Raw genomic sequence first — 20,989 nt, 5'->3', positions numbered from 1 at the left:
GATAAGCGGCATCAAGCCCGAGATAAGCACCCTCGAGCCCGAGATAAAGGGGTTCCAGACCGAGATAAGCGGCATCAAGCCCGAGATAAGCACCCTCGAGCCCGAGACAACCCCAAAAAACCGCAAAGAGAGGAGCAAACTCCTTCCTTTGCGGCTCTGCCAGAACAGCTTTTTTATTCTTCCGGGAGATCGTCGACGCCTTCCGCCTCACCCGGCCGGGGCTCATCGGCAGCGCCATAAGTCCTTCCGGTCTCCGGATCGATCAGAATGGCCTGCACATCACCGAGCCGATCGTCAGCTGTCACTTTTTTAAAGCTCTGATCGCTGTGGTACCCTAATTCCTTCAGCTTCTCCATCACTTTTTCATCAATTCCATCCTGCCATTCGATAGACAGATCAGGCGTATTGTAAATCCGCCGCTCTTTAATTGCATCCTCTAGGTCCATTTCGTACTCCAGGACATTCAGTAGCACTTGGAGGACAGAAGCGACGATGGTTTCCGCTCCTGGCGAGCCGAGTGTGAAAAACGGCTTTCCATCATGGAATACAATGGTCGGCGTCTTCGAACTGACCGCGAATTTTCCTGAAGCCGGCTGATTCACGGTGCCGGGTTCCGGCGAGAAATCCGTCAAGTCGTTGTTCAGGATAAAACCGTAGCCCGGCACCATGATGCCGGAACCGAAGATCCGTTCAATCGAGGATGTGCACGCCGCTACATTCCCCCAGCGGTCGACCGCTGTGAAGTGTGTGGTTTCGTAGCCTTCCTGCCGGGCATTCACGAACGGCTGATCGACAGGTTCCCCTTCCTGGTATTTCCAAGGATTGCCGCCATGGGCTTCTTCCATCCGGCGGTCCAGCTGGATTAGTTTGCCGCGCTCTTTGATGTAATCAGGATTCAGAAGCCCGTCCAGCGGGATGTCGACAAACTTCGGATCGGCGATATACGTATGCCGGTCAGCGAGTGCTAAGCGCATCGCTTCCGCAATGATATGGTACTTCTCCCAGGAATGGGGCGGGTACTGGCTGAGTTCGAACGGTTCCAGCATCTTGAGCATCTGTGCGACAGCGAAACCGCCTCCGTTCGGCGGTGCCGGAAAGGCAAGGTCATATTCCTTGTAGCTGCCCCACAGCGGTTCATATATGTCTGCTTTATAGTTTTGGAGGTCCTCTTTTGTCATCAGGCCGCCTCGCTCCTGGACCGTTTTAACGATTGCGTCGGCGATTTCTCCTTCATATACCGCTTTGAATCCTTCGTCACGGATGATTTTCAGCGACTTGGCGAGGTCAGGCTGCCGGACGGTATCCCCTTCTTTCAGCGGAACTCCGTTCGGCACGAAAATCTTTTTCGCTTCTTCGCCCATCCGGTCTTTGAACAGGCCGATCGTCCGCTCCCAAAGGAAATTGACCCGGTATTCGTTTTCCGCCAGCTGGATCGCCGGTTCGATCAGGCGTTCAAGCGGCATGGAACCGTAGCGTTCATGCGCCAATTCCAACGTCCGCATGATGCCGGGCACGCCGACCGAACGCGCGTCGATCGATCGTTCATCGAATGAAGGCATTTCCCCGGCTTCGTCTATGAACAAGTCGGGCGTAACAGCTGCCGGCGCTGAAGAGTGGCCATGCAGCACCTTTGTTTCATCCTTTTCACTGTCGTAATAAACGAGGAATCCGCCGGCGCCGATGCCCGTATTCATTCCTTCCACTGCCGCCAGCGCCAGCTGGATGGCGATAACGGCGTCGATCGCGTTGCCGCCCTCTTCCAGGATGAGCCTCCCGGCGTCCGTCGCTTCTTTTATTGCGCTTGCAGCCATTCCGTATTTCCCGCTGTCAGTATGTTCATGCGCTTCAAGTTTTTCCGCTTTCTGATTGCGGATGATGTCTTTTGCTCCCACTGCCAATCACCTCTCCAAAATTGATCACATGCCAAAGCGGATCGGATTTCAAGCCGGTCCTTAACGGGTGTTTACCCACTCTTCCGGCTTGGCACACCCTCCGCAGGTTTCTTTATAGCTCCGGCAGGGAAAAGTCAATTATTATTGCTGCATAAGTTTATGGAACTGAGGGGACCGATTATGAGTAAGAGAATATATGTACTCGTCGTGCTTTCTGCGTTCGGCCTGCTCTCTGTCATCGTGCTGAACCTTGTATTTCTGGCTGACGATAAGCCGACGCTGAGTCCGGAGGAGTTTTTCAATGTGGCTCACCGCGGCGCGTCAGGACTGGCGCCTGAACTGACACGGCCGGCGTTTGAACTTGCGATCGAAAGAGGGGCCGATTATATCGAACTCGATTTGCAGACGACGAAGGACGGCGCGCTCGTCCTGATGCATGATGAGACGGTGGACCGGACCACAGACGGCACTGGGAAAGTCAGTGACCTGACACTGGACCAGATAAAAGAACTCGATGCCGGGTCCTGGTTCAACGAGAAATTCCCGGATAAAGCGGATCCGGATTTCGAAGGGCTGGAAGTGCTGACGCTGAATGAAGCGATCGAAGAATTCGCCGATGATATCCGGCTGTATATCGAAATCAAAGCGCCGATCGCCGAGCCCGGTCTGGAAGAGAAGCTCCTTGCGACGCTTGAAGTCCATGGGCTGATCGGTGAAGATGTGCCGCGGGGGACCGTGCTCATCCAGTCGTTCTATAGTGAGGCGCTTTATAACATCTATGTCCGGAATCAGCGGGTGGCGCTGTTCCAGCTTGTGTCGGACGTCAACCCGAGCGGCTCCGATTACCGGCTGGAGAATATCTCGGAATACGCGGTCGGCGTGGGGGTCAACTACCACGATATAAATGAGGAATTCGTCGATAAGGCACTGGAGAAAGGGCTCCTTGTCCATCCGTATACCGCAAACGACCCGGACGTCATGGAACAGCTGATTGAGTGGGGAGCCACCGGCGTGATCACGGACTATCCGGGCCGTCTGTCCGAAGTGACCGAAGAGATGGGGCTAGATTAATGTTTCTGGAAGAGGGAACAGGAAAAGAAACTGATTGAAAAGGGGAATTCCGTATGAATTTCAAAAATGTCACAGTTGCCGGCGGCGGTGTGCTCGGCAGTCAGATTGCATTCCAAACAGCATTCCATGGTTTCCACGTCTCGATCTACGATATAGATGACGGGGCGATCGACCGTGCGAAGGACCGGATCCGGAAACTGCAGCCGAGGTATGAGCGGGATTTGAACGCTTCGAAAGAACAGACGGAAGCGGCAATCGGCCGCATCCGGTTTTCTGCGGACTTGGAAGAGGCCGCGGATGATGCCGACCTCGTAATCGAAGCCGTACCGGAAGTCGCGGAAATCAAGACCGATTTTTACAATAAACTCGGTGAGGCGGCTCCAGAAAAGACCATATTCGCTACGAATTCATCGACGATGCTGCCGAGCCGGTTTGCGGAGGCGACCGGCCGGCCGGAAAAATTCCTGGCACTGCACTTCGCAAATGAAATCTGGAAAAACAATACGGCTGAAATTATGAAGCATCCGGGAACCGATATGGACGTTTTCAGCGACGTAATCGAGTTCGCCAAAGCCATCGGCATGGTCGCACTTCCGATTTACAAAGAACAGCCGGGCTACATCCTGAACTCACTTCTTGTGCCTTTTTTGGAAGCGGCCCAAAAGCTGCTCGTCCGGGAAGTGTCGGATGTCGAAACCATCGACAAAACGTGGATGGTCGCAACCGGCGCCCCGCTCGGCCCGTTCGCGATCCTCGACATCGTCGGCATCCGCACTGCCTATAACATCGGGCAGGCGAAAGCGGACGCGACCGGCAGTGAAGAATATAAGAAAATGGCGGAATTCCTAAAAAACGAATACATCGATAAAGGGAAGCTCGGGCGCGAGACGGGCGAAGGATTCTATACGTATCCGGATCCGGCATTCCTGAAAGAAGACTTCCTGAAATAAAGGATAGAGTGAAGTTCCAACAGGGTTTTATTTCCGAAAAACCGAAGTGTCATTCGGTTTCATACGCATCGAAGTCGGCGGGCTGAAAACAGGAGGGATTCCATGGCGATTTTCGGGGAGAATGCGCTCGGACACAAACATATTCTGATTACAGGCGCAACCGGAGGCATCGGTGCTGAAACAGCGAAAGCGGCTCTCAAAATGGGGGCGAAAGTGACGGTCACCGGCCGGAACGGGGAGAAGCTGGCGCGTCTGGCGGCGGAATTGAAAGAATTGGCGGACCCGGCAGGCGTCTTCAGTCAGACGGCGGATCTCACGGTGGCGGAAGAACGGGCGCGGCTGGTTGAAAACGCTGAAGAAAAGCTCGGGTTCATTAACGGTCTCGTGAATTCAGCGGGCATTTCCGGCGGAAGAACCGTTGAAGAATTGGAAGAGGATTTCGTGGAAAGCCTGATGCGGCTGAATTATACGTCGACATTGTTTTTGACACAGCTCGTTTACCGCAGAATGATGGAACATAAAGAAGGCGACATCGTCAATCTGTCGTCGCTGTCCGGTCTGCGCGGAACTTATGGCAACACGGCCTATGCGGCGAGCAAATTCGCTGTGATCGGATGGACACAGTCGATGGCGCTTGAAGCGATTGAACACGGCATCCGCGTCAATGCGGTCTGCCCGGGCTACGTCGATACCGAAATGGCTTATTCTAGCATCCGGCGGAAGGCGGACCGGCGGGGGATTCCATTCGAAGAGGCGTTGGCGGAAGCCGAAGCCGCTATTCCTTCAGGCCGGATGACGACGGCGGAAGAAGTGGCGAATACCGTCGTATTCCTCCTGACCGACGCTGCCCGCAATATTGTCGGCGAATCGGTGAAGATCTCGGGCGGCGGTGTCATGCGATAGCCGGCGCCCCTTCACTGGGCTTGTCCGAACAAGACAGAACCCGCACACTCGGGAAGTGTGCGGGTTCTCAGGTTGTTAAAAAAGAGAACGGACAGCCGCCAGCTAGCTGTTCGCTCCGGACCTGCTCGCTTGCTCCTGCGCAAGCTCGTCGCAGTTAAAACCATTTGCCCCTGACCCGCATCCTGCGGGCCTTGCGGAAAGGGCCGGGTTCCCCCTTTTCTGAACTGGCAGGTTCTGTCTTGTTCACGTTTCCTCTGTCTGCGCTCCGTACAGCATCCACGGAGAGGGGAGGGTGAACGGGTGGTTTTCCGGCAGGGAAGACGCCGCTTCTTCTGATAAGTCCATCCAGATCCGCGTTTCCCCTTTTGCCGTTTCAGCCAGCTGTCTGTATGCTTCGTCGACTGTTTCCCAAAGTCCGTCCTGCTGCATGACATCGTCCCACGGATAAACCGCGTGCAAGTAAGTGAACCCCTTTTCATCTTTCTTCAGGATCAGGACGCGTGTTCCGTCCCTGTTCTCCCGGAATGACCATTTTTCAAGCTGTCTGTCGGTGAATAAATTCTGTGAGGCGGGAAACATGTAATAGCATTCGTACGGGAACACAGCTCCGGTCTTCAGGTACAGCGTGTCGACCCACTGCCTTTTCCGCTCGATTTCTTTGATTTCTTCCCACGATTCCGAACGTCCGGCAAGGGCTGAGACACTCTCTGCTGTTGCGCCATACAATTTGGCCTGTTCCTGGAACCCGAGCTTTTCAAGCACGCGGCGGGCCGGCCCGTTCTGCTCTTGCGTATTCGCCCCGACCCAATGGATGCCTGGCAGTTTCAGTGCCTCTTTCTTAATGTAGTCGGTCAGGGTGGTGGCATATGCTTTGCCGCGGAAGCGCACATCGCTCCGGATCCGCCCGATCATCGCATACCGTTCGGCGAAGATCGTATAGCCGCAGACACAGGCGAGCTGGCCGCCAGCGAAGAGGCCATACAGCCGGTTCTTGCCTTTCACGAGATTCGGATAAATCCGTTCAACGTAGTCATTTTCGATTCCCGTCTGCATCCCCTGGAAAGAAGGGAAATCTTCTTTTGTCATTAGCTTGATGGTAATGTCCATTGCTGTCATCTCCTGTTTGATACGGTCTTTCTGACAAGTGAAACTTTATCACACTTCTTTCGGTCTACTCCAGTAAAGGGGTGATTCTGCGTGCGGAAAGGGTTAGCGGAGTTTATTGCCATCGTGCTTCTGTCCGGCTGCGGGACAGCGGAGGAACCGGGCACTTCGGAAATTTCGGAACGGGCGGAATTCGGGGAAACGGATTATGAACTTATCGCGGAAGCGAACAATGTCCTCGGCATGAAGGTAATGGGTGATCTGACGGAGAGGGAGGAAGGGAATATCTTTATCTCTCCGGTAAGTCTCTATATGGCGCTCGCAATGGTCTATAACGGGGCGGATGGTGTGACGAAGACTGAAATCGGCAACGTGCTCGAAGCGGAAGGTGTCTCCGCTGAAGACATGAACCGGGCGAATGCCTCGCTCATGGCGGCGCTCCAGAGTGACTCTGAGGATATCCGACTGGAGTTTGCGAATTCGATCTGGGTGAAGGACAGCTACAGTTTCCTGGATTCATTTACAGAGAGCAGTCGGGATTATTACCGGGCGGAAATCGAGTCCATCGATGTGACGGATCCGGAATCGGCGGAGCGGATCAACAGCTGGGTGGCGGAAGCGACAAACGGCAAGATCGAGGACATGGTGTCGAAACCGCTTCCCGGCAATCTCGTGGCGCTTCTGTTGAACGCTGTTTACTTCAAAGGCGACTGGCAGTATCCGTTCATCCGGGAGCTGACTGAAGAGAAGCCTTTCAGCACTGCCGGCGGAACGGTGCAGGTGCCGCTCATGGAACGGCAGGCGGAATTTCCGTATTTCGAGACGGAAGCATTCCAGGCTGTATCACTGCCTTACGGAAAAGGCGAGATGAGCATGGAAGTCTTTCTGCCGTCGGAAAACTCGTCGCTGGAGAAATTCCAGGCGTCGCTGACGGAAGAGAAATGGGACGAATGGATGTCGGCATTCCAGAAAAAGCAGGGCACTGTCCTGCTGCCCAAATTCCAGCTGGAGTACGAAAAAGTGCTGAATGAGACGCTTCAGCGGCTGGGAATGGCGACCGCCTTCAGCAGTGTCGATCTGTCCAATATGTTCGAAGACAGCGAAGGCTTGTTCATTTCGGAAGTGAAGCAAAAGACGTTCATCGATGTAAATGAAACCGGAACGGAAGCAGCTGCGGCAACATCGGTGGCGGTGGCGGAGTCCGCTCCGGCAGAACCGCCGTTCATCCTGGAAGCGGACCGGCCGTTTTTCTTGGCAATTACCGATAAAGAAACCGGCGTGATCCTGTTCATGGGAGCGATTGAAAATCCGGTGAACTAAAAAGAGGCAAGGATGCGCTGCCGGATAAAGCAGGGCGGACATTCCTGGAAGGTGTGCAAATGGATTGACGGCAGGCAGGATTTTTTTATAATAAATGATAGAAGTAATTAAATTGAATATTCACTTAAATGAAAAAGGAGGCGCAGGCGTGATGCGGAGTCAGCTGGTGCTTGAATGGAAAGGCATCACGAACCGGGGACGTCCTTACCGGTTCGATTCTGCAGCTCAGTAACTTCGAAAATCATGTTGTGGAAAGGAGACGATTCCGATGAACACACTGTTTCCTAAAAAACAGGATGATTGGTTCCCGAGTCTGTTCGGAAGCGGTCTGGAATCCGATTTCTTCAACCGGTTTTTCGGTGAGCATACGTTTCCGCAAGTGGATATTAAAGAAATGGACGGCCGCTACGAATTCACCGTCGATCTTCCGGGCTTCACAAAAGACGACATCGAAGTGGAATACCGGGACGGTTACCTGGAGATCCGCGGCACTAAGGAACAGAATCAGGAAACGGAAGAACCTGACGGCCGTTACATCCGTCGTGAGCGCTCATACGGCACATTCAAGCGCAGCTTCTATATCGGCGATATCAATGAGGACAAAATCAACGGTTCCTTCAAGGAAGGTATCTTGAGGCTGGACGTGCCAAAGTCGGACGAACACCGCGGCGGACGGCGCATTCAAATCGAATAAGTCCTGTGCCCGCCGGCTGATCGCCGGCGGCATTTTTTTGCCGTGATTTAAACGCCGGATCGGGGACGGCAGTAACCAGCAAAAAGCCGAAAATCCTGGGTTTTTTTAGAGGAAACCGCCTTTTTTTCCAGCGCACTTTCCTTTTTCACAAAACGTTCACTCTCTGGCGGAACAGGCTGCTTGCAATCCCGGAACGCCTCTACTAGAATACGAAAAGTCGACTTCAGGCATTGCGTTTGCGCATTGCCTGTTTAATTTTTTTTAGAATGGAGAAATGACATTGGAACGTTTGCTCAGACTTTCTGTTGTATTCGTTGCATCAATTTTATTGGCTGTATCACTGAACTTGTTTTTGCTGCCGCATGAAATCCTCTCAGGCGGCATTTCAGGGGTTGCGATGGTTCTTGGGCTGATGACGCCGCTCAATACGGGAATCTGGATCATTGTCCTCAACATCCCGATCCTGATCATCGGCTGGAAAAAACTCGGCAAAGTGTTCATCGGCAACAGCATGTTTTCAGTGCTTGTCACATCCGTGGCACTTCTATATATACCTGTCATGAAACTGACAGAAGATGCGCTTCTGTCGTCTGTATTCGGCGGCGTCGTCGCCGGCATCGCAATCGGATTCATCGTCCGTTTCCACAGCTCGACTGGCGGATTCGACGTAATCGGGCTTTTACTGGCCATGAAAAAAGATATTCCGCTGGGCGGCATCGTCTTCGTCATGAACAGCATGGTCGTCTTCATCTCCGGGTTCATTTTTTCCTGGGAGCTGGCGATGTACACGATGGCATCGATCTACATCACCGGGATCGTCGTGGACCGCGTGCATACCCGCCATATCAAACTCAGCCTGATGGTCGTGACGAATAAAGGACCGGAAGTCAAAAAAGAGCTGCTTTCCAATCTCTATCGAGGGATTACAGTAGTGGACGGGGAAGGGGCCTATTCCGAGGCGAAGCTGAAGGTGCTGTATACGGTCATCAATCGCTATGAACTCGCGATCGTCCGGCCGCTCATCAAAAATATCGACCCGAACGCTTTCGTCAGTATCAATGAAACGATGGAAGTCATGGGGAATTTCAGACGGGATGACCAATCCAAAAAAGTCCCCGCCTGAAAATGTATTGGGGCTGTCCGAAACATTCGGACAGCCCCTGTTTCATTATTTCCAATACCGCTGTGATTCTTCGGGCTGCTCGATGGACAGATGGATCTTCACGTTGTAAAGCGCCCGGCCGGCAAGGATCAGACTGCCGAATAAGTATAGCGTATTCCCATAGACAGCTGGCATGTCAGTGAAGTTGAAGAGACTGCCGCTTACAAACAGGATGGCGATGAGCAAATCATTGATCATGGTCGTCACTCTGCACTCGCCGGTCGCTGTAATCCGCGGAATCCGTTTGCGGTGTGGTGCATAGTGGTGCCGGCTGTGGATATTCAGCATGGCCTGTACTTCCCCGGTGAAAAAATTTCTTTCTCCGTAAATAGCCGATTTTTTAGTGTTCAATCTTCGCGCAGAAAAATGTCACTGAACGGTAATAAACGTAAATAGCCCGAGAGTGTTGCAATGAAATTTGCGGGCAATTCAAGCTATAGCGGATAAATCGAAATTAACGCGGATAAATCGAAATTAACGCGGATAAATCGAAAATAGCGCGGATAAACTGAAATTAACGCGGATAAATCGAAAATAGGGCGGATAAACTGAAATTAACGCGGATATGCTCAAGCGGCACTTCCGGTTCTGAAAGGGTATACTGCGAATGAGGTGATAGTTTATGAAAAAAATCAATTTAGGCAAAAGCGGCCTCCAGGCATCGGAAATCGCACTCGGCTGCATGGGAATGGGAAAGCTGTCGGTGAAGGAAGCGGAGCAGGTCATACATAACGCGCAGGCGCACGGTATCAACTTTTTCGACCATGCCGACATTTACGCTGATGGCGCATCGGAATCCGTATTCGCGGAAGCAGCCGGAATGACTCCGGCGGTGCGCGAAGGGATGATCATCCAGACGAAAGCAGGAATCCGGGAAGGATACTATGACTTTTCGAAAGAACATTTGATGCAGTCGGCTGAAGAAAGCCTGAAGCGGCTGAAAACGGATTACATTGATATCTTCATGCTGCACCGGCCGGATGCATTGATGGAGCCCGAAGAAGTGGCGGAAGCGTTCGATGCACTTTCTTCCAGCGGCAAAGTTCGCCATTTCGGCGTCAGCAATCACAATCCGATGCAGATCGAGCTGCTGAAAAAGCACGTGAAACAGGATTTGATCGTCAACCAATTGCAGCTCAGCATCATGCATACAGGCATGATCGACGCAGGCGTACAGGTGAACACGCGCCACGGCAATGGCGTGGACCGCGACGGCAGTGTACTCGATTACAGCCGGCTGAATAATATGACCGTGCAGGCGTGGTCACCGTTCCGCTACGGTAACTTCGAAGGATTGTTCATCGATAATGAGGACATGCCGGAAGTGAACGCGAAGCTCCAGGAAATCGGTGACAAGCATGGTGTATCCAAATCAGCGGTCGCGGTGGCTTGGATCCTCCGCTATCCTGCAAGAATCCAGACGATTGTCGGTACGATGACACCGGCGCGGCTCACCGCAATTGCCAAAGCGGCGGAAGTCGAATTAACGCGGCCGGAATGGTATGAGATTTACCGGGCTGCCGGAAATGAACTGCCATAAAATGACGGCTCTCCTTTCGAGGAGGGCCGTTATTTGTGTTTCGGAGCGGAATACTTGCGAGTATCCCTTGATTACTTGCGAAACTCATTATCCTCGTGCAGTCGGTATTTATTGTAAATAAATTACAGTCAGACTATACTGACAATAGGGAGGGGATGAAATGAACCATGATAACTCCATTGCAAAAGCACTTCAGGTTGTGGGGATTGCAGCCATCATAATCGGTGTTATTGCCGGGTTGCTGTATGCAACGAGCGAAGCACTGGAGATTCTCGGTCCGCTGAGAGGGTTCCTGGGCTTTGCCGTGTTTATCAACGGTGTAATCGGTGGACTGCTGTTTCTCGGATTCGCGGAAGTGATCAAATTGCTGCAAGGGATTTACAACCAAGGCGAGGAAAGTGCCGGAAGGATTACTGGGCAAGAACCTATCAATAGTTTTACTGGACAAAAAACTGCAACTGATGAAAGACCACCAGTGAACAGGCTGAAGGAATCAGAAAGGTTGGCGATCAACAAATTTTACCATGAAAGAAAGGAACAACCTGTTCAAATCTTATCTACTTCCAAAAATGATTACTTTTTTGTAGAACTCGAAAATAGACGTGAAATTATAGAGCTGGGAGGATTTAAGCCCCGGATTATCAGTGAGGAACGGGCGAAAGTTGACCCGGAATTTGAAAACTACTTTAAATAAGTATTAGTTGCGAAAGGAATGCTATGGAAATTAACAAAATGCATCTGTTGGAACTGGAAGCCGAACAGTTCCCGGAATTCCAGCGGAGCCTGGCCAAGCGATTGGAGCTGTCCCGCGAGATGCCAGCAATAGAGGTTCAATTGTGCGCCGGTGTGGACGTCGCCTATTGGCGGGAGGGAAGCACCGAATACGGCGTCTGCAGCATTGCGGTCCTTGATGCAAAAACAGGTGAAGTGGCGGAGCAAGTATCGTGCGTCGGCGAAGTGGACGTGCCGTATATCCCCGGCTGTCTGGCTTTCCGGGAGCTGCCGCTCATCCTGGAAGCGGCTGAGCAGCTTGAAACGGTGCCGGATGTGTTCCTGTTCGACGGTAACGGCATCCTTCATCCGCGCCGTCTCGGCATCGCATCGCACGCGTCGTTCTTTCTCGGGAAGCCGACGGTCGGAGTGGCGAAGACTTATTACAAAATCGGCGGCACTGATTTTATTGCTCCTGGCAATAAACCCGGTGATTTCACGGAAATCCTCATAGAAGGAGAAATCCGCGGCCGGGCGCTCCGGACAGTGCCGGGTGTGAAGCCGGTGTTCGTGTCGCCCGGCAACTGGATCACGCTGGAGTCCGCGACGGAACTGGTGATGCGCCTCATCGGCACCCAAAGCCGGCTGCCGGTGCCGATCCGGCTGGCGGACCTGGAATCCAGGCGGTTAAAGAGGGAAAGATGAGACTGCAGAAACAAAGCCCCGCTCACCGCAAGCAGGGCTTTCGGGAATTCACTGGACTGGCTGCTTCAGGCGTTGCCGGGCGGAGTGGGTCGATGGCGTGATGGACTTCCGCTCGAACGCTTTGGCGAGTCCGAACTCCGGCATGTTGACGTACACTGCTTCCGCCTGGCCATTGCGGATGATGTAAGTCTCGTGGTAGATGCCGACCGCATCATTGCCACGAGCTTTTTTGTTGAAGTCTTTCCAGGCTGTAAGGTGCGTTTTGCCCCGCGCGTATTCAATCAGGTCTTCCTCAGAGGTCCAGTACTGTACCATAAGGGTGGTCCGGACGTTGAAGAAACTTTCCATCGACAGGAAGCCGAGGTCTTTGTTCGTATACAATTCGCGGATCATGGGCGGCATCGCCAGAATGACGGGGAGCCATTTGCGGACGGCGCGCCATTTATTGATGCGTGCGCCGATAATGAAAACGACAGCTTTATCAGGTATGTCTGCAGTGAATCTGCCTGACAGGACGGTTGCGCTCACAGAAGTTCCTCCTCTTTTCTATGAAAGTGTTTTTTTGGCGGCAGTGCACCAGTCGATGGCAGCCTGGGTGGTACGCAGTCCATAGTCGAGTGTCAGCAGCCAGAAGGGGGCGTCTTTTTTGTCATGGGACTGTGTCTCGATCATCCTCCTGATGTTTTCATAGGTTTCTCTGCGCTGGATGAGTTTTTCCTTGTATGCATCAAGCTGGTGCAGCGTCGTCACCGTATCCTGATGACGGCCGAAGAACAATTTGAGCAGCACTTCATTTTTTTCGACAGGCAAGTCACTGATAGGCTGCTTAATCCAGTCTTTCAGTACTTGCTCTCCTTTCGGCGTGATGCTGTATTCCTTTTTGTCAGGTTTTCCGTCTTGAGCCAAGTCTTCGACTGTCGCATAGCCTTTTTCCACGAGAAGTTTGAGCATCGGGTATATCTGTCCGTAACTGATTTTCCAGAAGTGATTCAGGCTGTTGTCGATCATTCGTTTAATGGCATAACCGGTCCGACAGTCAGTCGTAAGTAATCCTAACAAGGCGTATTGTGTGTAATTTTCTTTTGCCAAGGTTCCACTTCCTTATAACTTGAAGATATATATCTATTTGATATAAAAATACCTCTTTCGTTCACCGATGTAAAGGAATATACTGTTTTTTTAGAGAAGTAATTAAGATGGAGGAGGGATCGGATGGAAAAGCAAATCTTGAAAACCGCACTGCATGGAAGGCCGGCTCATGTGGAGACGGGAACTGTGTTCAACGGCCTTGATTGGGAATCGGCGGGAAAAAAGCCGGCTGGCGCCCCGCACTCCATTTGGGAACAGCTTGTCCATATGATCTATTGGCAGGAATACATGCTGACGGAATTAAGGGGAGAAATCCCGGTTTCACCGGAGCACGCCTCGGAGTCGTGGCCGGCGGAACAGGCACCATCAGGAGAAAAGTTATGGAAGGAAACCGTGGAGCGTTTCCTGCAAGGTTTGCAGGAGGCTCAGCAGGAAGCGGAAAAGGATTTGGGGGAGAACGTGGTTGAAGACCGATCCCGAATGAGCTTGCTTATGACGATCATCATGCACAACAGCTACCATGCCGGACAGGTCGCCTATTTGCGCCGGATGATCGGGGCATGGCCGCCTCCGGAAGGCGGCGATACGTGGTAATCAATGGAGAACCCGGTCTGCAGGAGATGCAGGCCGGGTTCATTGCCGTTCCAAGTGATGATCGAGGCGCCATGCAGCAATTGCGAGCTGCAGCCGGAGGCGGTCGTCTGCGGAATCGAGTCTGCACCCGCTCCGCTTTTCCGCCTGGTCGAGCCGGTATTTCAGTGTATGGCGATGGATGAACAATTCTTCCGCCGCCGCCTGGACAGAACCGTGATGCTTGAAGAAAGCATTCAGCGTCTCAATAAAATCAATACCTGAGGCGCTTGTCGGGAGGAGGTCGTCCAGTGCTTCTTCATAGAACGTCCGCAGACTTCCTCCTGCTTCCCGCACTTCCAGGAGCAGCCGGTATGTGCCCAGGTCATCGTAATGGACGACCGGACCGGGCTGCAGCGGCAAAAGATGAAGATCCGCTGCCTGTTTCGCTTCTGCGGCGCTGCTGCTCAGTTGTCCGACATCGTCCGTGGTCCGGCCGATTCCAATTATCAGTTCTCCGTCCCATCCGGTGATCAGTTCTTCCGCAAGTACACGGCAGCTATCAGCGTCTGATTGAATGAGGACGGTGATGCCGTCGAGCCTTTCTTTTGAAATGAAATGAATGTTTCTTTCGGTCAGCTGGCGGCTGGTGAAGGTATTCAATCCAGCGACCTGGCCGGCATCGGCCGGTTTCAGGTGGATGACGGTATGCGGAAGCGATAAATCGAATCCCAGTTTCCGGCCATGTACGAGAGCAAGCGCCCGGTTTTTAAAGTTCTTTTGCAGGATTTCCTCCAGGAATTCCCCGCGCAGTGTGACCTGTGTCTGTTCGATGGCGTTCGTTTTCAGCTGTTCGATCGCATACACAGTAGCAGCGTGTTCGAGGACGGACCGGTCAATCGCTTTCCAGTCCGCCTCGGGTTTGATGGCCAGAATAGCGCCATAAAAAACGTTGTCCGCCATGATCGGGAAGGCGGCAGCCATCAAGCGGTCCTGATGATGGGTGGAAGGGGCGGCTTTCCGGCGGCACATTTCGAAAAGTGGCTGCAGCTGTGAAAATCCATCATCCAAGCCATTGATGTCGGCGGATTGAATCGCATCCCCGGATTCATTCAGCCGGAAAACAGAGGCGCCGATCAGACCGGCGAGCGTTTCCGTGATGGTTTCCTCCCCCTGGCCTTTCAGCACCAATCCCGTCAATTCCTTATGGATGCGGAGAGATGAGGCGATAAGCTCCATCTGCCGGTTGAGAATTTCCTGGAGAATCCCTTCTGTCAGGCTCGAGAAGTTGATATCGGCGGGAATCTCGATGAGCGGAATGCTGTTGCGGTCCGCCGCTGCCAGGAAACTCTCCGGGATCTTCTTCAAGTAGAATCCGGTGTAGATGGCTACGCCGGACAATTTCTGCAGATCCATCAGTGCGATAAACCGCTCTTCGTGTGTATCCAGTCCGTAGCCGGTCGTCACAAGGAATTCACCTTGCTGGAGCCGGCTGATATCCTCGATCACTTCAACGATCGTCACCCATCGGATCGGCCGATGAAGTCCCTTTGCGCCGGCCGCAAGTTTGGTTTTTGCCATCACCGGCAAAGCCATCGCTTCATGGACCGTAATGCTCATCGGATGATCCCTCCTGTCTGTGCCGGGGTTTTCCCGCCGCATTTTCATGTCAGCCCCATGGCTTCCTATACGATAAGTGTACAAAATTTCCTGGTTAATAAATAGAATTTTCGCTATTTTTTATACAACCTGTAGTAAAGAGCGCATTCATTTTCTTGGACTGCGGCATATGGATGCAGGGAAACTTGACCGTTATGATGGGGACAGCACATAAAAAGTAAGCGCTTCCACAGGCTCGGGAGGTTGTTATTATGAAGCGTTCGCTGTTGATCAGGCCGATGATGGACGAAGTGTATCCGGAAGCGGTCCGCGGGGATGGGAACTACATTTATGACACGGAAGGCCGGCGGTACTTGGACGGCTCTTCTGGCGCGGTGACGGCTCTCATCGGCCACGCGGCGCCGGAAATCATCGAAGCGATGAGGGAGCAGGCGGAGAAGCTGTCTTTCGTCTACCGGTCGCAGTTTACGACGGCAGCTGCGGAACAGCTGGCGGAGAAGCTGAATGATCTGGTCGGCGCCGACGAAGATTACTGGTCATTTTTTGTCAACAGCGGTTCGGAAGCCAACGAGACGGCGATCAAAATTGCCATCCAGCATTTCCAGGAACAGGGGGATTACCGGAAGAACAAGGTGCTGTCCCGCTGGTCGAGTTATCACGGCATCACACTCGGCGCGCTGTCCCTTTCCGGTCATCACGACAGGCGGAAGCGGTTCAGTCCGCTGCTGGATGATCTGCCGAGCATTTCCTCGCCGGCCGCAGGACTCGCCGGTGCCGACGAACTCGAACTCGCTATCCGCCGCCGCGGCCCGGAAAATGTCGCCGGGTTCATCGCGGAACCGATCACAGGTGCTGCCGGCGGGGTGCTGATCCCGCCGCCCGGCTACTACGAGCGGATCCGTGAAATCTGCGATCGGCATAATATCCTGTTCATCGCCGATGAAGTGATGACGGGGCTCGGGCGTACCGGCAAAGTGTTCGGCATGGATCATTGGAAGGTGAAACCCGACATCCTCACGCTCGGGAAGGGGATGGGCGCCGGTTACACGCCGATCGCTGCGACACTTGCAAGCGAGCGGGTGATGAAGCCGATCTTGGCCGGCACGAAGTCGGTCATGAGCGGCCACACATACAGTGCCAATCCGCAATCCGCCGCTGTCGCGCTCGCAGTACTCGACTACGTGGAAGCACGGGAGCTCGTCGCCCGGTCGGAAGAGATGGGCGAGTATTTATTGAATAAACTCAGGAAGCTCAGCGGCCATCAGCCCATCATTGGAGAAGTGAGAGGACGCGGGCTCCTGATCGGCGTGGAACTCGTGGAACAGCAGGAGACGCACATCCCGTTTCCGAAGGAATTGGGCGTCACCCGCCGCCTGGTGAATCTGGCAAGGGACAACGGCCTGCTCATCTATCCGGCATCGGGGGCCGCAGCAGGCGACGGCGATGCCATCATCATCGCACCGCCGCTCACCATCAGCGAAGCGGAAGCGGATGAACTCGTCACGCTGTTCGGCAGGGCGCTCGGCCAGCTGACAGAAGAACTTTCAGGGAGGTGCGCATATGCAGGTGAAAGAATCCAGAACACGGCTCGATAAGACCGGAACACTCGAACAGGCGATGAAGCAGTTCCATGACGGGAGCACAGTCATGTTCGGCGGATTCGGCGGTGTCGGCAACCCGCCGTCGCTGATCGACGGCATCATTGAAAAAGGGGTGAAAGACCTGACGCTCATCGGCAACGATTCCGGCTTTCCGCAGATCGGCATCGGCAAACTGATCAGCCTCGGCCGTGCGAAGAAACTCATCGCTTCGCATATCGGGTCGAATCCGGTCGCAGGCCAGCTGATGATCGACGGAAAAATGGATGTTGAATTTGCAGCGCAAGGGACACTCGCGGAACGGATCCGGGCCGGCGGTGTCGGACTCGGCGGCGTGCTGACCGACATCGGGATCGGCAGCATGGTCGAGGAAGGCAAAGAGAAAGTGACGGTCGGCGGAAAAGACTACTTGATCGAGCCGGCACTGCGGGCGGAAGTGTCGATCGTCTACGCGAAAAAGGCCGATACGTTCGGCAATCTCATCTACGATACGAGCGCCCGCAACACGAATCCGCTCGTCGCGATGGCCGGTGCTTATACGATTGCGGAAGCGGAAGAGATCGTGCCGGCGGGAGAGCTCGACCCCGAATGTATTTTCACGCCCGGCGTATTCGTCGATCTGGTCATTCCGAGCAAGGGAGTGAACTGGAGATGGGCATGGGAGTAGAAGAACGGAACCGGCTCGCAAGGCGGGCGGCTGAAGAAATCGAAGACGGCATGACCGTCAATCTCGGCATCGGCATCCCGTCGCTCGTCGCCAATTTCATCCCGCCGGAAAAAGGGGTGATGTTCCATGCGGAAAACGGGGTGCTCGGCATGGGGAAGGCGCCGGAGAAAGGGATGGAAAATCCTAATTTATGCAACGCCGGCGGATTTCCCGTCACGGTCGTTCCGGGCGCCTCCTACTTCGACAGCGCGATGGCGTTCGGCATGATCCGCGGCGGGTACGTCGACCTCGCCGTCCTCGGCGGACTTGAAGTGAGCGCCGCCGGAGATCTGGCGAACTGGATCGTCCCAGGTAAACGGGTATCCGGCATCGGCGGCGCGATGGAGCTTGCGAAAAAGGCCCGGAAAGTCATCGTGCTCATGAGCCACACGAACAAGGACGGCGACCCGAAGATCGTGGAACAGTGCAGCCTGCCGCTGACAGCGTCGGCGTGCGTCGATCTGATCATCACGGAACTCGCCGTCATTGAAGTGACACCGGAGGGGCTTGTCCTTAAAGAAGTGGCTGCACCTTATACCGCGGAGGATGTGAGGGCGCGGACTGGCGCCGGACTTCGGGTTGCGAAGGAACTTTTGACAGTCGAATGAGGAGGGATACCGTGTCACAGGATATCAAACAGCAGATCAGCGGATGGATTGATGCGAACCGGGAATACGGCACGCACCTGCTGCAGCGGCTCGTCCAGTCGCCGAGCCTGCAGGGAGAAGAGAAAGCTGTGCAGGGAATCGTCACGGAAGTGCTGGCGTCGATGGGTCTCGAAATCGATGAATGGGAACCCGGCGGGGAAACGTTCATGCAGCACCCTGATTTTTATTCGAACCGGAAAGACTTCAGCGGAAGCCCGAATGTCGTCGGGGTCTGGAAGGGTGAAGGCGGCGGCCGGTCGATCATCCTGAACGGCCACGTCGATGTTGTGCCGGCGGGAGACCGGAGCCAATGGGCGGAAGATCCGTTCAGCGGAACCATAAAAGACGGCCGGCTGTATGGCCGTGGTTCGACGGATATGAAAGGCGGGAACGTGTCGCTCCTACTCGCGGTGAAAGCGCTGAAGGAGAGCGGCATCCGCTTGCAGGGGGACGTCATTTTCGAAAGCGTCGTTGAAGAAGAAAGCGGCGGAGCCGGCACGCTCGCCGCTGTACTGCGCGGTTATAAGGCGGATGCGGCGATCATTCCGGAGCCGACGAATATGAAGATCTTCCCGAAGCAGCAAGGGTCGATGTGGTTCAGAATCAAGGTGCACGGCCGGGCGGCGCACGGCGGCACGCGGTATGAAGGTGTAAGTGCGATCGAGAAAAGCATGGCTGTAATGGAGCACGTGCAGCGGCTCGAGGAAAAACGCAATGCGCGCATCACGGATCCGCTGTTCAAAAACATCCCGATTCCAGTGCCGATCAATATCGGGAAAATCGAGGGCGGGGACTGGCCCTCGTCGGTCGCAGACCTCGTGACGATCGAAGGGCGGATCGGTATCGCGCCGGATGAAACGGCAGAGGAAGTCCAGGCGGAATTCAGACAGTGGCTCGGCGAGCTGGCTGCCTTGGACCCGTGGTTCGACGAGCATCCGGCGAAATTGGAATGGTTCGGGGCGAGATGGCAGCCGGGGATGATCGAGCCGGATCACCCGCTCATGGCAACGCTCGTGTCGCAGTTCCAGGAAGTGACGGGGACCGCCCCGGCCATCGAAGCTTCGCCTTGGGGAACCGACGGCGGGATGCTGACGGTGACAGGAGGCATACCGACTGTTGTGTTCGGGCCGGGGACGACGGAAGTCGCGCATTTTCCGAACGAATCGATCGAGCTGGAACGGGTATTCCGGGCGGCGGAAATCATTGCCTGCACGGTGGCTGACTGGTGCGGAATTAAGGAAAAACAAGAGACAGGGGGCATGACGAAAGATGCAGCAGACAAAGTCCATTAACTTGAAGACGGCAATACCGGGACCGAAAGCGCAGGAACTGCTGGAGCGCCGCAACCGGAGTGTGCCGCGCGGGCCGTTCAATACGGTCCAGACATTCGCGGCAAAAGGCGAAGGGGCGCTCCTGACGGATGTCGACGGCAATGTTTTCATCGATTTGATGGGAGCGATCGGTTCGCAGAACGCCGGTCATTGCCCGCCGAGTGTCGTTGAAGCCGTAAAGGAGCAGGCAGAGAAGTACCTCCATCCGTGTTTCCATGTCATGATGTACGAGCCGTATGTAGCGCTGGCGGAAAAACTCAACGGCATCACACCCGGCAGCCATGAGAAGAAGACTGTACTGCTCAACAGCGGCGCGGAAGCGGTCGAAAACGCCATTAAGATCGCCCGCAAGTATACGAAACGGAAAGCGGTCATTTCATTTGAACGGGGTTTCCATGGACGGACTTATATGGCGATGTCATTGACAAGCAAGGTGAAACCATATAAATTCGGGTTCGGCCCGTTCGCGCCGGAGACGTATAAAATGCCTTACCCGTACTACTACCGCGCCCCTGACGGCATGACCGAGGAGCAGACGGATGCGGTGATCATCGCTCAGTTCCGCGATTTCTTTTTGCGGGAAGTGCCGGCGGAAGAAGTGGCAGCAGTCATTCTCGAACCGGTACAGGGGGAAGGCGGCTTCATTTCCCCATCGAAACGGTTCATGCAGGAAATCCGCAGGATTTGTGATGAGCACGGAATATTACTGATTGCCGACGAAGTGCAGACGGGGTTCGGCCGGACCGGTAAACTGTTCGGGATGGAGCATTTCGGCGTCGTGCCGGACATAATGACGATGTCGAAATCGATTGCCGCCGGCCTGCCGATCAGTGCTGTCACCGGCCGGGCGGAAGTGATGGATGCGCCGGATACCGGAGAAATCGGCGGCACTTACGGCGGCAGCCCGCTCGGCTGTGTGGCGGCGCTGGAAGTGATCAAACTGATGGAAGAAGAGGGCCTGCCGGCGCGTGCAATGGAGATCGGCCGGACCATCACGGACCGATTCAGGGCGATGCAGCCGCGCCTACCGCAGATCGGCGACATCCGGACGCTCGGGGCGATGACCGCCATCGAATTCGTTGAAGACCCGGTGACGAAAGAACCGGCAAAGGAACTGACCGCCCGCATCATCCAGAAAGCCCATCAGAACGGAGTCATCGTCATGGGGGCTGGACTCTACGGCAATGTCCTGCGCATGCTGAGCCCGCTCGTCATCACGGACGACCAGCTGAATGAAGGGCTGGATGTGCTCGAACGGGTAACGGAAGAAACCATCAAGGAATCGAAAAGCTGATCGGGCACCGGCGTTTTTGCCGGTGTTTTTTCTGTGAGGCTGAAACTTTTCCACTCTCTCCCAGTCTAATCACTAAAAGGGG

Annotated in this window: 22 protein-coding genes; 15 read left to right on the top strand and 7 right to left on the bottom strand. The window is 54.4% G+C overall.

What is annotated here, in order from left to right:
- Both CCE92_RS16115 and ggt read right to left on the bottom strand, forming a co-directional pair.
- Positions 1 to 238: hypothetical protein (locus CCE92_RS16115; protein WP_206601384.1), on the bottom strand; the 238-nt coding region annotated here is incomplete at its 3' end.
- Positions 174 to 1,892: a gamma-glutamyltransferase gene (gene ggt / locus CCE92_RS00165; RefSeq protein WP_088005525.1), complete on the bottom strand. Its 1,719-nt coding sequence runs from the start codon at positions 1,890 to 1,892 to the stop codon at positions 174 to 176. The genes ggt and CCE92_RS16115, both read right to left, overlap by 65 nt.
- Before the next feature lie 180 nt (positions 1,893 to 2,072).
- Between ggt and CCE92_RS00160 the strand changes: the two genes are divergently transcribed.
- The 3 genes from CCE92_RS00160 to CCE92_RS00150 all read left to right on the top strand — a co-directional run bounded on the left by CCE92_RS00160 (position 2,073) and on the right by CCE92_RS00150 (position 4,816).
- Positions 2,073 to 2,963: a glycerophosphodiester phosphodiesterase family protein gene (locus CCE92_RS00160; protein ID WP_162287781.1), complete on the top strand. Its 891-nt coding sequence runs from the start codon at positions 2,073 to 2,075 to the stop codon at positions 2,961 to 2,963.
- A 53-nt stretch (positions 2,964 to 3,016) separates the two neighbouring features.
- The gene (locus CCE92_RS00155) at positions 3,017 to 3,913 is read left to right on the top strand and encodes a 3-hydroxyacyl-CoA dehydrogenase (RefSeq protein ID WP_088005520.1); all 897 of its coding nucleotides are present in this window, start codon (positions 3,017 to 3,019) and stop codon (positions 3,911 to 3,913) included.
- A 102-nt stretch (positions 3,914 to 4,015) separates the two neighbouring features.
- Entirely contained in the window at positions 4,016 to 4,816 is an 801-nt protein-coding gene (locus CCE92_RS00150; RefSeq protein WP_088005518.1) for an SDR family NAD(P)-dependent oxidoreductase, read from the top strand.
- Between the two features lie 243 nt (positions 4,817 to 5,059).
- Here the strand turns inward: CCE92_RS00150 and CCE92_RS00145 are convergent, their stop codons facing one another.
- Positions 5,060 to 5,923: a GNAT family N-acetyltransferase gene (locus tag CCE92_RS00145; RefSeq protein WP_088005517.1), complete on the bottom strand. Its 864-nt coding sequence runs from the start codon at positions 5,921 to 5,923 to the stop codon at positions 5,060 to 5,062.
- Between the two features lie 90 nt (positions 5,924 to 6,013).
- Here CCE92_RS00145 and CCE92_RS00140 point away from each other — a divergent pair, with 90 nt between their 5' ends.
- From CCE92_RS00140 to CCE92_RS00130, 3 genes are all read left to right on the top strand, one after another.
- Positions 6,014 to 7,240: a serpin family protein gene (locus CCE92_RS00140; RefSeq protein ID WP_088005515.1), complete on the top strand. Its 1,227-nt coding sequence runs from the start codon at positions 6,014 to 6,016 to the stop codon at positions 7,238 to 7,240.
- 268 nt (positions 7,241 to 7,508) lie between these two features.
- Positions 7,509 to 7,934, top strand: coding sequence for an Hsp20/alpha crystallin family protein (locus CCE92_RS00135; RefSeq protein WP_088005513.1), 426 nt, complete (start codon positions 7,509 to 7,511; stop codon positions 7,932 to 7,934).
- A 289-nt stretch (positions 7,935 to 8,223) separates the two neighbouring features.
- Entirely contained in the window at positions 8,224 to 9,057 is an 834-nt protein-coding gene (locus tag CCE92_RS00130) for a YitT family protein (protein ID WP_522731417.1), read from the top strand.
- Between the two features lie 45 nt (positions 9,058 to 9,102).
- Here CCE92_RS00130 and CCE92_RS00125 read toward each other — a convergent pair whose 3' ends face one another.
- Entirely contained in the window at positions 9,103 to 9,384 is a 282-nt protein-coding gene (locus tag CCE92_RS00125; protein ID WP_088005509.1) for a YrhK family protein, read from the bottom strand.
- A gap of 334 nt (positions 9,385 to 9,718) precedes the next feature.
- On the opposite strand from CCE92_RS00125, the gene CCE92_RS00120 reads away from it, so the two are divergent.
- The 3 genes from CCE92_RS00120 (at position 9,719) to CCE92_RS00110 (ending at position 12,052) form a co-directional block, all read left to right on the top strand.
- A complete protein-coding gene (locus tag CCE92_RS00120; RefSeq protein WP_088005507.1) occupies positions 9,719 to 10,636 on the top strand; it encodes an aldo/keto reductase in 918 nt (305 codons plus the stop codon).
- A 160-nt stretch (positions 10,637 to 10,796) separates the two neighbouring features.
- Positions 10,797 to 11,330 carry a hypothetical protein gene (locus CCE92_RS00115; RefSeq protein ID WP_088005505.1) on the top strand — a complete coding sequence of 178 codons (534 nt, stop codon included), beginning with the start codon at positions 10,797 to 10,799 and terminating at the stop codon, positions 11,328 to 11,330.
- A 23-nt stretch (positions 11,331 to 11,353) separates the two neighbouring features.
- On the top strand, positions 11,354 to 12,052 hold the full coding sequence (locus CCE92_RS00110; RefSeq protein WP_088005503.1) for an endonuclease V: 699 nt from the start codon (positions 11,354 to 11,356) through the stop codon (positions 12,050 to 12,052).
- 48 nt (positions 12,053 to 12,100) lie between these two features.
- Here the strand turns inward: CCE92_RS00110 and CCE92_RS00105 are convergent, their stop codons facing one another.
- Together CCE92_RS00105 and CCE92_RS00100 are read right to left on the bottom strand one after the other, a co-directional pair.
- Positions 12,101 to 12,580, bottom strand: coding sequence for a DUF4188 domain-containing protein (locus CCE92_RS00105; protein WP_088005501.1), 480 nt, complete (start codon positions 12,578 to 12,580; stop codon positions 12,101 to 12,103).
- 18 nt (positions 12,581 to 12,598) lie between these two features.
- Positions 12,599 to 13,141 (bottom strand): PadR family transcriptional regulator, encoded by a 543-nt coding sequence (locus CCE92_RS00100; RefSeq protein ID WP_088005499.1) that lies wholly within the window; start codon positions 13,139 to 13,141, stop codon positions 12,599 to 12,601.
- A gap of 123 nt (positions 13,142 to 13,264) precedes the next feature.
- On the opposite strand from CCE92_RS00100, the gene CCE92_RS00095 reads away from it, so the two are divergent.
- The gene (locus CCE92_RS00095; protein WP_088005497.1) at positions 13,265 to 13,735 is read left to right on the top strand and encodes a DinB family protein; all 471 of its coding nucleotides are present in this window, start codon (positions 13,265 to 13,267) and stop codon (positions 13,733 to 13,735) included.
- Positions 13,736 to 13,774: 39 nt separating this feature from the next.
- On the opposite strand, the gene CCE92_RS00090 is transcribed toward CCE92_RS00095, so the two are convergent.
- Positions 13,775 to 15,331: a PucR family transcriptional regulator gene (locus CCE92_RS00090; RefSeq protein ID WP_162287780.1), complete on the bottom strand. Its 1,557-nt coding sequence runs from the start codon at positions 15,329 to 15,331 to the stop codon at positions 13,775 to 13,777.
- A gap of 251 nt (positions 15,332 to 15,582) precedes the next feature.
- Here CCE92_RS00090 and CCE92_RS00085 point away from each other — a divergent pair, with 251 nt between their 5' ends.
- Genes CCE92_RS00085 through gabT form a run of 5 tightly spaced genes read left to right on the top strand, consistent with a single transcriptional unit; the run spans position 15,583 to position 20,907 of the window.
- On the top strand, positions 15,583 to 16,926 hold the full coding sequence (locus CCE92_RS00085) for an aspartate aminotransferase family protein (RefSeq protein ID WP_088005493.1): 1,344 nt from the start codon (positions 15,583 to 15,585) through the stop codon (positions 16,924 to 16,926).
- Complete coding sequence (locus CCE92_RS00080) at positions 16,892 to 17,596, top strand: CoA transferase subunit A (protein WP_088005491.1); 705 nt, start codon at positions 16,892 to 16,894, stop codon at positions 17,594 to 17,596. Before CCE92_RS00085 ends, CCE92_RS00080 begins: the two co-directional genes overlap by 35 nt.
- Positions 17,581 to 18,243 (top strand): 3-oxoacid CoA-transferase subunit B, encoded by a 663-nt coding sequence (locus CCE92_RS00075; protein WP_088005488.1) that lies wholly within the window; start codon positions 17,581 to 17,583, stop codon positions 18,241 to 18,243. The genes CCE92_RS00080 and CCE92_RS00075 overlap by 16 nt, the downstream gene beginning before the upstream one ends.
- A gap of 11 nt (positions 18,244 to 18,254) precedes the next feature.
- Positions 18,255 to 19,574: a peptidase gene (locus CCE92_RS00070; protein ID WP_241535799.1), complete on the top strand. Its 1,320-nt coding sequence runs from the start codon at positions 18,255 to 18,257 to the stop codon at positions 19,572 to 19,574.
- A complete protein-coding gene (gene gabT / locus CCE92_RS00065) occupies positions 19,552 to 20,907 on the top strand; it encodes a 4-aminobutyrate--2-oxoglutarate transaminase (RefSeq protein WP_088005484.1) in 1,356 nt (451 codons plus the stop codon). Before CCE92_RS00070 ends, gabT begins: the two co-directional genes overlap by 23 nt.
- Positions 20,908 to 20,989: the final 82 nt, after the last annotated feature.

Source organism: Indiicoccus explosivorum, assembly GCF_002167005.1.
GTDB lineage: Bacteria > Bacillota > Bacilli > Bacillales_A > Planococcaceae > Indiicoccus > Indiicoccus explosivorum.
Note: the sequence above shows the minus strand (reverse complement) of the source record. Positions and strands in the feature narration are given on the sequence as shown.